At 58.1% G+C, this 11,974-nt stretch carries 11 protein-coding genes and 2 pseudogenes; all 13 read right to left on the reverse strand.

Annotated features, from left to right (window positions below):
• Nucleotides 1–178: pseudogene (locus tag KUG41_RS11375) on the reverse strand (IS5/IS1182 family transposase); the annotation flags it as partial.
• A 57-nt stretch (nt 179–235) separates the two neighbouring features.
• Nucleotides 236–454, reverse strand: a pseudogene (locus KUG41_RS11380) (IS5/IS1182 family transposase); the annotation flags it as partial.
• 171 nt (nt 455–625) lie between these two features.
• Complete coding sequence (locus KUG41_RS11385; protein ID WP_216904182.1) at nt 626–2,317, reverse strand: hypothetical protein; 1,692 nt, start codon at nt 2,315–2,317, stop codon at nt 626–628.
• A 42-nt stretch (nt 2,318–2,359) separates the two neighbouring features.
• Entirely contained in the window at nt 2,360–2,998 is a 639-nt protein-coding gene (locus KUG41_RS11390; RefSeq protein WP_216904184.1) for a hypothetical protein, read from the reverse strand.
• 145 nt (nt 2,999–3,143) lie between these two features.
• Nucleotides 3,144–4,277 (reverse strand): UDP-N-acetylglucosamine 2-epimerase, encoded by a 1,134-nt coding sequence (gene neuC, locus KUG41_RS11395; RefSeq protein ID WP_216904185.1) that lies wholly within the window; start codon nt 4,275–4,277, stop codon nt 3,144–3,146.
• Complete coding sequence (neuB, locus tag KUG41_RS11400; RefSeq protein WP_254217181.1) at nt 4,274–5,308, reverse strand: N-acetylneuraminate synthase; 1,035 nt, start codon at nt 5,306–5,308, stop codon at nt 4,274–4,276. Before neuB ends, neuC begins: the two co-directional genes overlap by 4 nt.
• Nucleotides 5,281–5,928 (reverse strand): NeuD/PglB/VioB family sugar acetyltransferase, encoded by a 648-nt coding sequence (locus tag KUG41_RS11405; protein WP_216904192.1) that lies wholly within the window; start codon nt 5,926–5,928, stop codon nt 5,281–5,283. The genes neuB and KUG41_RS11405 overlap by 28 nt, the downstream gene beginning before the upstream one ends.
• A gap of 244 nt (nt 5,929–6,172) precedes the next feature.
• Nucleotides 6,173–7,381 carry a LegC family aminotransferase gene (locus tag KUG41_RS11410; protein WP_216904193.1) on the reverse strand — a complete coding sequence of 403 codons (1,209 nt, stop codon included), beginning with the start codon at nt 7,379–7,381 and terminating at the stop codon, nt 6,173–6,175.
• A 24-nt stretch (nt 7,382–7,405) separates the two neighbouring features.
• On the reverse strand, nt 7,406–8,407 hold the full coding sequence (locus KUG41_RS11415) for an NAD-dependent 4,6-dehydratase LegB (RefSeq protein ID WP_216904195.1): 1,002 nt from the start codon (nt 8,405–8,407) through the stop codon (nt 7,406–7,408).
• Nucleotides 8,408–8,412: 5 nt separating this feature from the next.
• A complete protein-coding gene (locus KUG41_RS11420) occupies nt 8,413–9,207 on the reverse strand; it encodes an oxidoreductase (protein ID WP_216904197.1) in 795 nt (264 codons plus the stop codon).
• A 2-nt stretch (nt 9,208–9,209) separates the two neighbouring features.
• Complete coding sequence (locus tag KUG41_RS11425) at nt 9,210–9,926, reverse strand: cytidylyltransferase domain-containing protein (RefSeq protein WP_216904199.1); 717 nt, start codon at nt 9,924–9,926, stop codon at nt 9,210–9,212.
• Entirely contained in the window at nt 9,923–10,900 is a 978-nt protein-coding gene (locus KUG41_RS11430) for a Gfo/Idh/MocA family protein (protein ID WP_216904201.1), read from the reverse strand. Before KUG41_RS11430 ends, KUG41_RS11425 begins: the two co-directional genes overlap by 4 nt.
• A 2-nt stretch (nt 10,901–10,902) precedes the next feature.
• Nucleotides 10,903–11,973: a nucleotidyltransferase family protein gene (locus KUG41_RS11435; protein WP_216904203.1), complete on the reverse strand. Its 1,071-nt coding sequence runs from the start codon at nt 11,971–11,973 to the stop codon at nt 10,903–10,905.
• Nucleotide 11,974 lies beyond the last annotated feature (1 nt).

An 11,974-nucleotide genomic window follows, 5' to 3' on the forward strand; every position in this document is an offset into this window, starting at 1 on the left:
CCGGCGGGATCGAGGGACGGCCAGCCTCGGGGTAGAGCTTGCAGAAGGATGGATTCAGCCGATCCAGCGCTTGGTCGGCCAGCCGCCTTACGTGACGCAGCGGATGGGCCTTGGGAATCCGCTCCTCCGTGGAGATGTAGGAGAACAGGGGACCGGTCCGCTCCTGCCGGCCGCGCATGCACTCAGTGCCGTTGCGCCATTCTCCCGTAGCTGGATGGGTTTTTCAGCGGCCTCCTAAACGCTGCTTGATGTAGAGCGACCCGAACGCTAGTCGCACGGGCTTGGCAGGAGCACCTACATTTGCACTGAACTGAGGGGCATAAGCCTTCTCAAGCTCTTGCCAGGGGATAAGATCAGCGAGCAGCACCCAGCGGTTGTCAGGGTCAAGTGTGCCGCAAAACGGCACGTGGAAGTCATTGATTGAAAGCTGACCGTTATGCTGCTGTCGGTACATGTGCGGCCATCGTCAGTGGCGACAATCCGCGATTGCCGCGTTCCCTGCCAGTTTATCGGCTTCCAAGCGCTGAGACCAGCTGCGGCGCAGTTGATTTGCCTTTTTCATGAGTCCCCATGTAGAGATCTGCAATGAATAAAGGCACCAATAAAAACAACGCAGGCGATAATCCTACAAAAAGGATGTAGCTAGATTATTGTAAAGCTGCAGGAAATATGAATCGATCATCTGATCTGCCGATCTGATGATTGGCGCACTTGAGGAGAGTGGTCCGTTATGTTTGCTGGGAATTGAGCTGCCAACCTCCAGAGCTAGAGACAGAGACTTTGCAGAGATTGAATCACTATGGAGCTCAACGGTTCCATACTGATTTAACAAATAGAACTGGATAAGGTAGCTACATAATTCATGCAGTGCATACACTGAGGCAGCATCATTCGTAAGCAGTTGCTCAAGATCTGCGATCGTCTTTGGGGCCGCCTCAGCATGATCCTTGATCCAATAGTTCATTATGCCCTTATCCCGTGCCAGCACGATCGGCTTTATTCCCAGCAGAGAGACTTCAAGGGCCATCGTACCTCGGAATGAAATGACCTTATCTCCGATAATTGCAAGCTCATAGGAATTGACGCGTTCCCAAGGCTCGACAATCGTAATAACCCCAGGATACTTAAGTTGCTGTTCTTGAAGCACTCGAGACAAGAACGCATAAGTAGATGAGACAAATTGAGAACGCTGCTCACACCAAAGACGGGGATGCTGTCTCACAACAAGACATGCATTCAATTTATGGGCCAACTGGGTGATAATCGTTAATGCCTCGACTTCGTCTCGCAAGAAGCCTGAATCATACCAAGGAATTAAGCCTGACATCCCAGAAGAGCGGTAGGCGTGGGCGATGCTAACCAGTTCATCAGGCGAATTCGTATAATATATCCAGAGGGGCCTTCCAGAAGCAATCTGAGATCCCGCAAAAAGTGCCGCTAAATCCCCAGCCTCTGTCTTAAGCGGCGAATAAGTATGATTAGAAGAGAGAGAAAGCCGCGCATGAATGTACTTTTCAGCGTATTGGATTGAGGCCGGCAGTAGCGCATAGTCGCTAGCACAACATGCTTGGACTTGTCTTCTCAAAAACAAGTCTTCGGGCACTGATCTATAGATCTTACAGGAGGGTTGAGCTCCATTACTTAGCATCTGAACAAACACATGGCGGCAGCCGTGATCAAGGATAAATTGCCTGCTAAGCCAATCCAATGAATAGACACTTGTACTGATGAATTGGATGGGTGTATTCTTATGTCTCTGAAAAAAGCATCGCAGGGCCTCCAAAACGAGCAAGGAATGAAATGCAAGACTTCTGAGAATGGCATCTTGCGGTGTATTAGCACAGATATCATCCAGTAGAGTCTTGCAATCTAGTGAGAGATCAACCGACCAATGGGACGCAAGCTTGGTTCCATATAGCTCTTTCTCTAGGATTTCAGTCAGGTCAGCTAATTCGACCTGCTCTCTGATAGTGGACAAAAACCCCTTTGCAACCAATGCATACGCAGAGATAAACTGAATCTGGGGATAGTGCTTAAGCAGGCTAGGAAGAGTAGCGCGTGAAGGCGCAGTTATCTGATTAACAACATGCCGAAACGAGTAATAGATCCGCTTGCGGCGGGAAAGGCGAGGTTCACCTTTCATTTGATCAAAAGTGACCTGAGACAAGATATGATGCTTCTCTTGATAGTAAGTTGGACAAGTCAGCACTATAATCTGCTCATTTTCTACTGCAAGGGTTTTGAGAAATGCAAGATTGGCTGCAAGGTGGGGCCTGTAGTATGCGTCCCAGAGTAATACGATTATAAGTTTGTTCATCTGGCAGTTCTCGTGATTACAAAAGCAAAATGTGCAGGAGATCTAATGGCCGCAGAAGAAAAGTCCAATATTGTTGAATTTGTTAGGTACCTTTTCAAAGACCCCCGATTGACATCTTAAGATCATGTTATCTTCCAGAGTTTGATTGAAGATCATAGCATTGGCTCCTACGCAGGAGTTTGTACCCAACTCACACGAGCCTATAGCCAAGGAGTGGGCATACATAACCACGCCTTCATGTAAGGTGGGATAGCGATATTGGCGATCGCCACCAATAGTTACCGCTTGGTAGCAGACAAAATAGTTTCCATAAACAGCGTTGCCCAACACAGCCCCAAGCGGGTGCTCAAGGTGAAATATGTCAGGCATACTTCTTGTGTAAAAACAATCAAATCCGTTCATGCGGCGATTGATCAAGTAGGCGCTCTCCGCCAGATCAAGCTGATTCTCTGAGTATGCCGCAGCGGCCAGAAATACCAAAAAACTCGTATACTCATCTGCAGACGCGATAAGATCAGAAGGATGATGCTTGAGCTTTTTATGGCGCAGGCAATTCATGTATCGATCTGTAGCCATGCCATAAATTGGCGCAAAGTCTTGTAGCTCAATCTCCAAACTTCCAAACAGTGATGAGTGTCGCCTAAAAGCTGGAATAACATTGTCAAACAGACTGGAGGACAACATCTGCTGAGGGGTGGGAGTTGTTAACCTTTGTAGTTCCATCAACAGTCCACAAAAGCGAGTGTTGAATGTTCAATGCATGAATGTGGAAAGATTAAGCCTGCGAAAGTGAGGATCTCAACAGACTCGAACGCCTCTGACAAGATTACGTCTCCAACAAAAGAATACGAAAGATTTGCTTTGATGGACTGGGATAGTCCCATTTACTGAGAGTCGGCTCATTAGAGGACTTTTCCGCAAGAAAGTCATTAAGCACGCGACCTATATCCGTCTCTACTGGTGCAACATCATAGACTTGTCCGAAGCGCATACGCCCCCTCTGGCGATCACCAATATTCAAGACTTTAGTGCCAATCAAAGGCGCTTCAATAACTCCACTAGAAGAATTACCAACCAAAGCATCAAACCAATGCAAGGCCGCAATGTATCGCTGTTGACCTAATGAAGGAACAAACCAACATTGAGATGAATATTTCTCACAAAAAGACTGAATTAAGGACGCGATTTCGTTTCCACCCTCGTCGGCATTGGGATGGGTGAACAACAGATGAGGTGGACTGGGATGTTGTTGAAAGATTGTTTCCAAAGCCTCAAGCAAGGCCACAAGACCAAGTTTACCAAGATCGGCAGCCAATGTCTCTGGGTGATAAGTCAAAAGGATATTGAACGAACCAAACTCAAAACCTGTAGACGCCTCAAACTCTTCACGAGTAAGAGTCAGTGGCTCCTGAAGTGCGTCAAGAATCAGAGGCCCAACACAATGGCACAGCATAGGATTGGCACCCATTGCCAATATCCGCTGAAGATAAGGCTCAGCTGCAGTGAAATGCCACGACGCCATCTGTGTAATGGAATGGCGCAAAGCATCATCAATTGCACCTTCGGTAGTTTCGCCCCCATGAAGGTGAGCTATGGGAATCCGGGCGAAATGAGCCGCAACTGCAGCCGCAAATACTTCATAGCGATCACCGAGGAGAATGACAGCATCTGGATGCAGCTTCTCAAAAGACTTGGCAAATCCGATCAAGGCTTGAGCAGTAAGTTCAGCGATGCCAAGATTTTGCTCAAAATCCAAGGATACATAGTCAGCAATCTGAAATCCATCGGATTCAATTTCTTCGATTGTATAGCCATGCCTTGGGCTCAAATGAGTTCCAGTAACCAGAATGAGAAGCTCATGCTGAGAAGATTCAAGGATTAATCTCAGCAGATTACGAAGCAACCCATACTCTGCTCGGCTTCCTGTTACAACAAGAATGCGGCGAAGACGAGGATTCATTGCAGAGACTCCTCAATCATGTCATCAGCGCGATAGGAGTAGCTTGCCCTACGGCCAAGAAGCTGATCCCAATGCATCGGAGAAATGCCATGGCCTGGCCGCTTACAAGCCAAGTTTATAGGCGTTAAGAGTTCTCCAGGTTTAATGCATTGTGCCGCCACTATTGAACGGCGAGCAGCAACTCTCGTTTCAAGTTCCTCCTTGGAGGGTTTCTTGATGCCATCACCCATGGCGAGTTCAACGGCCCGGATTGATCGAACCATGGCTTTTAGTTGATCTGGTTCAAGACTGGCCCGATGATCAGGGCCTGGAAGATCTCTGCTGATGGTGATATGCTTCTCAATCACCGTTGCGCCAAGAGCAACGGCTGCAATCGTGATTTCGTCTCCGAGGGTATGGTCTGAATAGCCAATGGCCACCCGGCATGCTTCCTGGATGGACAGCATGGCTCTGAGGTTGACAGTCATCGCAGGAGCTGGATAGAGGCTGGTGCAATGAAGCGCTGTGATTCGATCCGGGGGGCATCCAGCTTCCTCAAGAGCGTTCAGGCTGGCCTTCACTTCATCGAGATCGGCCATTCCTGTTGACAGCAAAATCGGCAGACCAGAACGGGCAGCAACCTTCAATAGTGGCAGATTCGTGAGATCTCCCGATGGTATCTTAATTCGCTGCACTCCGATACTGATTAAAAACTCCATATCCTCGATGCTAAAACCAGTGGACAAGAATTCAATTCCGTGATTCGCACAATCGCCCTTTAGGATTTTATGCTGCTCCCAGTTTAGCTCCAAACGTTTGAGCATCTCAAACTGGCTACCAGCCCCATCATTGATTTCCTGATAAGCTGCTTTAGCCGCATCTTTGGTAACCAATGCCTCTGCAGAAAACGTCTGGAACTTAACGGCATCACAACCTGCCTCAGCAGCGGAAACGATCAGCTGCTTTGCCAACTCCATATCTCCGTTATGGTTGACACCAGCTTCGGCAATGATAAAAACGGGCATCATTTTGATTCTTTGGATAAAGGCCATCCCATCACCCGCTTGCCAGCGCCAACTATTGTTTCAGATGGCAACACAAGACCCTCCCGAACGATAGAACCGCTACCAATAAAGCTAGCAGCACCGATGCTAACTCCTCCATTGATAAGTACGCCAGTGCTGATGTGACAATGATCACCAATAATCGCATCATGCTCAATCAATGCCTTGCTATTGATGATGCAATGACTTCCCACGCTTGCACCGGCATTGACAATCGCTCCATGCCCAACCGTCGTGCCGGGTCCCAGCGATGCATGACGACTGACAAAGCCATGCGCTGATACGATTACTGGCGTGATGAAGTCAAGCGCTTGAAGACGTAACGCCAGATCTTGTCTCTTCGTTGCTGACCCTAGATGCCCCATTGCAAGGATTGCCCCATCCGCAAAGCCGCGAAGATGGTCCAGATTTTCGTCGGATCCAAGGACCGGATATCCGAAAATTTTGGCTCCAATCTCAGTTGACTGACCCACAAGACCGACAATCCGCCAATCAGAAGCAGACTCAATGATGTCAATCAAAGCGCGAGCATGACCGCCGGAACCGATCAGCAAAAGCCGATTTGAGTTTCTCTCTTTCAAGCTTAAAGTGGCCAACTTGGCAATCATCCGACTCTAGCTTCGCTGGGGGCATTGAGAATGGGTGAACAAAATTAACTTCATTACTTTGCCTGGGATCCAATCGCTTCCGCTGTATTCCAGCTCTTGCAATCGACAAGAATAAGATCTGCCTGGACTGAGCAGGCGTGCGGTCCAAGCGCGAATCACAGATCGATTACAAGCACATTGACCTGCACCCCGAACACCACCCAGGGCATCGAAACGGATCTTGCCGCCCGTCGCAAAGCCTGCCTCAGCCATGGCTGATCAGCAGCTGCGGACTGCTGGGCAGATTGATCAGGCGCTCCGCTGCCTCGAGGGCCCGATCCAGGGGGCCAGCCGGGGCTTCGCGATACATCGGCAGCGTGGAGAGCGGCTGCCATACCGGCCGTAGCAGCAAACCCTCGGCATGGGCACGTTCGAGCAGAGCCAGACGCTGGCGGGAGGCCAGCGCAACATCCTCGGCGGTGAAGCGAAGCGTGGCCAGCCAGTGATTGACCCTGCAACCGGCGGGGGCCTCCAGCAGCTCCACGCCCTCCAGGCCCCTGAAGGCCTCCCGATAGCGCTCCTGGAGCAGCCGTTTGCGCTCCAGGCGACTGGCCAGCACCTCGAGCTGGGCAACGCCGAGGGCCGCATTGAGGTTGGGCAGGCGATCGTTCCAGCCGACCGCATCGTGCTGAAACTCCCAAGGATGGGGCAGCTTGGCTGTGGTGGAGAGGTGGCGGGCCCGCTGGGCCAGGGCTTCGTCGTGGGTGAGCAGGGCGCCGCCGCCCCCTGTGGTGATCAGCTTGTTGCCGTTGAAGCTCAGAGTTCCCACGCTGCCGAAGAGCCCGCAGTGGGTGCCGCCCCGCCAGCTTCCCAAGGCCTCGGCCGCGTCCTCGATCACCGGCAGCTCCCAGGCCCTGGCGATGGCCAGGATCGGCTCGATCTCGGCCGGCATTCCGAACACATGCACCGGCAGGATCGCGGCGATGCGGCGGCCGCTCTGGCAGTTGATGACCGTGGAGCCCCGGCGTTCCGCCAGCTCCTCCAGGCGGATCCGGAGGGCCTGGGGCGAGAGGCCCAGGCTTTCGGGCTCAATGTCCACGAAGTGGGGAATGGCCCCCAAGTGCGCTGCGGCGTTGGCGGTGGCCACGAAGCTGATCGGTGGCATCAGCACCTCATCGCCCGGACCCACCCCCACCAGATTGAGCGCGAGCCGCAGGGCCACGGTGCCGTTGGCAACGGCCACCACATGGGACGCGCCGGTGGCGGCAGAAAGCTCCCGCTCGAACACCTCCACCCAGCGGCCGGCCGTGCTCACCCAGCCCGTGTTGATGCAGTCCTGCACGAGCTCCGCAGCGCGCGTATCGCTGAAGTCCGGTTCATGGAGGGCAACCACCGCTTTCCTGCTGAAGGGTCCGATCACCGTGCGGATGCGCTCCAGCACCATCACGGCAATGGTCTGGGGATCGCTGGTCATGGTCTTGCTCCCATTGCCGCGGCCTCAAATGGCATAACGACCCGGCCGATAGCGGCCCAAATGGCCAGGATCGGCAAACCAGGCCGCGGTGGCCGCCAGGCCCCGACGGAAACCCTCGGGCCCGCCATAGGCCGGCTCCCAACCGGTGAGCTGGCGCAGCCGGGTGCTGTCGCCGAAGAGGCGATTCACCTCGGATCCCTCCGGCCGGAGCCGCTCCCCTTCGGTGGCGATGGTGATCTCCACCCCCATCACCTCGGCGATCAGGGCGGCGGTGTCGCCGATCGAGATCTCGAAGCTGCTGGCCGCATTGAGCACCTGACCCACCACACCGCCCGAGCGCTCAACCGCCAGAAAGGCGGCGCAGGTGTCGCTCACGAAGTTGAAATCCCTGGTGGGGGTGAGGGCCCCCAAGCGGATGCTGCGCTGACCGGCGACAATCTGGGTGATGATCGTGGGGATCACGGCCCGGGCGCTCTGGCGTGGTCCGTAGGTGTTGAAGGGACGCAGCACCACCACGGGGGTTTCAAAACTTCGCCAGTAGCTGAGGGCCAGCTGGTCGGCCCCGATCTTGCTGGCGGCGTAGGGCGACTGGCCCACCATGGGATGGTCTTCCGTGATCGGAACGAACTGGGCGGTGCCGTAGGTCTCGCTGGTGGAGGTGTGGATCACCCTTTCCAGGCCAAGATCCCGGGCGGCCTGCACCACGTTCAGGGTGCCATGGATGTTGGTGTCGACATAGCTGGAGGGCGCCACATAGCTGTAGGGAATCGCGATCAGGGCCGCCAGGTGGAACACCGTGCCGCAGCCCCGCATCGCCTCCCGCACGCAGAGCGGGTCCCGGATGTCACCCAGCACCAGCTCCAGGTCTGCCCCGGGATCGGCCGGAAGCGTGTCGAGCCAGCCGTGGCTCCCGATCGAGTTGTACTGGCAGAACGCCCTCACGGGTCTCCCCTCGGCCAGCAGGGCTTCCACCAGATGGGAACCGATGAACCCATCGGCTCCGGTGACCAGGGCCCGTGGGGTCATGGTGATCAGAGGGTCCAGCCATCATCCACGATCAGGTTCTGCCCGTTGATGGCCCTGGCCCCCTCCGAGAGCAGGAACACGATGGTGGCAGCGACATCAGCCCCCTCGAGCATGCCGATGTTGGTGCAGTCGGCCCGGTAGCGCTCCAGAAAACCAGCCGGCTGCTGGTCGAGGATGCCGCCGGGGCTCACGCAATTGACCCGGATCCCCTGGTCGCGGTGGTACTTCGCCAGCCAACGGCTGATCGCGATCACTCCGGCCTTGATGGCGGCGTATTCCACCGGGGAGCCCATGGCGGTACCGGCGTAGTGATGAAACTTCGGGGCCGCAACCCCCTGGATCGAGGCCACGTGGATGAGGTCGCCGCCGCCGCAGGCGGCGAAATGGCGCAACAGACATTGGGAGAAAAGGATGGCCCCCCCCAGCTGGGCCTGCAGATCCTCGGCCAGATGCACCTCAGAAAGCTGCTCGAAGCAGGCCCCCCACCCCGCGGAGCGTGGATAGGCCGCATGGACGGCCGCCTCGACCCCGCCAGCGGCCGCAAGGGCCGCATCCAGACACGCCTGGATGCCGGCAGCCCCCCGCAGATCCGCCACGATCCGGTGGTGCGGCCAGCCCGCCAGGCATTCGCCCACCCGTTCCAGGGCGGCCGGATCCAAATCGGCCACCAGGGGGATGCCGCCGGCCCGGGCCACCGCCAGCGCCGTTGCGGCGCCGATCCGACCGGCGCCGCCGCTGATCAGCACCCTTCGGCCGGCCAGCAGGGATCCGTCGGAAGCGCCAAGGGGCGGTTCGGGCATGGTCATGGCCGTGGCCGCTGTGGTGAGGCGAGGAGGTGTGGCGCCTGCTCCATAAGGAAGGTGGCAATGCTGAAATCCAGGGCATCATCGATGTCGATGGCCCGGGCCACCGGCACCTCCACCCCCCGCACCACCCCAGCCCAGAGTCCGGTGGCCTCGCGGATGTAGGTCGGTCTGGTCGCGTAGGCCACCGTGGCCAGATCGAACACCGCCGAGGCATCCTGACGGCGGCTGACCCCATCGCCGGCATTCACGGGCCTCACACACCCCTCAGGATCGGCAACAACCATGTTGAACCAGGGGTTGCGGCGGGCTGCCGACATCGTGAGCACCAGATCCGTGGAAGCCGTGAGGGCCGCCAGGCAGCGCTGCGCATCGACCGCCGAGCGGAGCGGAGCCGTGGCCGGCAGGCTCAGGAAGCGCTCAAAGGGCCCCACCTCCGCCTCCACCCAGGCCACGGCATGGCGCCAGGCCAGCCACTCCGGCGCGGTATCGGTGGCCAGCTCCGCGGGGCGCTCGATCACCCGGGCCCCATACTCTCTGGCCACGGCAGCGATCTCACCATCCTCGGTGGACACGAAGATGCGATCGATCTCCTCGAGGGCTGCCGCCACCCGGATGCTGTGGGCCACCAGGGGCAGCCCGGCCATCGGCAGCAGGTTCTTGCGCGGCAGGCCCTTGGAGCCACCCCGGGCGAAGACAAACGCATGGGTGGTCATCGGCGGGAAGCCCGGGCCTGACGCACGAGCTCCAGAACGGCCAGCCCATCCTCCACGCTGACCAGCGGCTCGGCTTCTCCCCGGCAGCAGGCCAGAAAATGCTGGAGCTGCCGCCGGTAGCGGTCCTCACCCCCATGGGGGAAAGACTCCTCGTGCACCACACCGTGCCGATCCACCCAGCTCAGGCAGCCCCTGATCAGATCCCAGTGGATCTCCCCCTCACTGCCCCGCAACACCAGCGACCGCGCTGAAGGGCGCGTGCAGAAATCCAGATGAAGACTCGCCGGTTCCCCGGCGCCCGTACGGAGCAGCAGAAGCGCCCGATCTTCCACATCGATCTCCAGCAGGCCCGAGCAGGACAGATCAGCCGCCGTGACGGTGAGCGGGCCCAGCAAGGACCGCAGCAGGTCGAGGTCATGGCTGAGTTCGAGCAGCACCCCTCCGCCCAGCTCGCGCCGGGCCGACACGCCCCTGCAGTAGTCAGTCCCAGGGCGCCAGTCGGGCAGCCAGGTGCCGCAGCGACCATGGGCACTCACCCAGGTGCCGATCCTTCCGGAAGCCAACCAGGCCTGGAGCACCGCCAAGGCCGGATCGTGGCGCAGCACGTAGCCCACCAGGATGGGGAGGCCGTTCTCCGCAGCGGACTGCAGTGGCAACCAGGCCGCCAGGGGTTCCTCCCCCGTGCCCAGCGGCTTCTCGATCAGGAGCGCCACTCCGGCGGCGGCCAGCTGCACGGCCTGGGCGCAGTGAAGCGGAGCCGGGCTGGCCACGATGGCCGCCTCCGGCTGCCAGGCCAGAGCCTCCGCCAGGCTGCTGAACTGGGCAACGAGAAGGTCCTCCTCGGGGCAGCCAGGTCCATGGCCGGAACGCCACGCGGCCAGCTCAGGCGATGGATCCAGCTCGTGCAGGAGCCGCAGGTGCCGCCGTCCGATGCTGCCGAGGCCGCAGACGAGGATGCGCCTCGGCGGGGCCATGGTCAGGACAGCTCCTCGATGCGGGCCCAGTCCTCATGGGCCTGCTGCAGGGTTTCGGGCCGGCCGATGTCGCACCAGTACTCATGGATCGGGCAGACCGCCACGCGTTGGTGGGCGGCGCGGGCTGCCAGCAATAGGGAGGGCATGTCCATCGCTTCCCCGGGGGGAATGAGATCCAGGAGTGAGGGCTCCAGCACATAGATGCCGGCGTTCACCTGATGGCGCAGCACGGGCTTCTCTCGGATCCCCACCAGATCCACCCCTTCGGCCTCCACCACCCCGAAGGGAATCACCACGTCATGGCTGCGGACGCACATGGTGGCCGCAGCGCCATGGCTGGCGTGAAACTCCAGAAGTTGGGCCAGGTTCAGGCGGGTGAGCACATCACCGTTCATCACCAGCAGAGGACTCCCCCGGCGGGCTTCCTCGGGCAGCAGTTGGAGGGCACCGGCCGTGCCGAGGGGCGTGGTCTCCTCAATGTACTGAATTCGGACCCCCCACCCGGATCCGTCCCCGAAATGGTCGCGGATCTGTTCCTTGAGGTGGTTCACGGCGAGATGGAAATCCTGCAGGCCCGAGGCGATGCACTGCTCCAGAATCGACTCGAGAATCGGCTTGCCCGCCACCCTCAGCATCGGCTTGGGACAGTGATCCGTGAGTGGGCGCAACCTGGTGCCCCGCCCCCCCGCCATCAGCACCACGGGATTGGGCAGCCCTGCGGCCTGCTGGTCCAAAAAGTCGTCGAGCAGATAGAGGCCGACGAGGTGGCCGCCCCCATCGATGACCGGGAGCTGATCGATCGAATGGCGCCGCAGCAGGGCCATCGCCTCTGTGTGAAGCATCGATCCCCTGGCCGCCTGAAACTGGCGCTGCACGGCTCCGCTGGCGGGGCTGGCGAGATCCATACCCCGCAGCAGGCAACGGCGGATGTCGCCATCGGTGAGGGTGCCGACCAGGCGCCCCTTGCCATCCACCATCAGGGCGATCCGCACCCCACCCCTGTCGATGGCCTTGATGGCTTCGCGCAGACTGGCCCCGGTGGCAATGCGGCAGGCGTCGAGCTGGGTTCTCATC

The organism is Synechococcus sp. CCY 9618 (genome assembly GCF_019038415.1).
Lineage (GTDB): Bacteria > Cyanobacteriota > Cyanobacteriia > PCC-6307 > Cyanobiaceae > Cyanobium.

Coding starts and splice junctions, on each gene's coding strand:
- KUG41_RS11420 (WP_216904197.1), bottom strand. CDS start 9,207: ATGCCCGAACCGCCCCTTGGCGCTTCCGACGGATCCCTGCTGGCCGGC.
- KUG41_RS11405 (WP_216904192.1), bottom strand. CDS start 5,928: ATGATTGCCAAGTTGGCCACTTTAAGCTTGAAAGAGAGAAACTCAAAT.
- neuC (WP_216904185.1), bottom strand. CDS start 4,277: ATGAATCCTCGTCTTCGCCGCATTCTTGTTGTAACAGGAAGCCGAGCA.
- neuB (WP_254217181.1), bottom strand. CDS start 5,308: ATGGCCTTTATCCAAAGAATCAAAATGATGCCCGTTTTTATCATTGCC.
- KUG41_RS11385 (WP_216904182.1), bottom strand. CDS start 2,317: ATGAACAAACTTATAATCGTATTACTCTGGGACGCATACTACAGGCCC.
- KUG41_RS11410 (WP_216904193.1), bottom strand. CDS start 7,381: ATGACCAGCGATCCCCAGACCATTGCCGTGATGGTGCTGGAGCGCATC.
- KUG41_RS11430 (WP_216904201.1), bottom strand. CDS start 10,900: ATGGCCCCGCCGAGGCGCATCCTCGTCTGCGGCCTCGGCAGCATCGGA.
- KUG41_RS11435 (WP_216904203.1), bottom strand. CDS start 11,973: ATGAGAACCCAGCTCGACGCCTGCCGCATTGCCACCGGGGCCAGTCTG.
- KUG41_RS11425 (WP_216904199.1), bottom strand. CDS start 9,926: ATGACCACCCATGCGTTTGTCTTCGCCCGGGGTGGCTCCAAGGGCCTG.
- KUG41_RS11415 (WP_216904195.1), bottom strand. CDS start 8,407: ATGACCCCACGGGCCCTGGTCACCGGAGCCGATGGGTTCATCGGTTCC.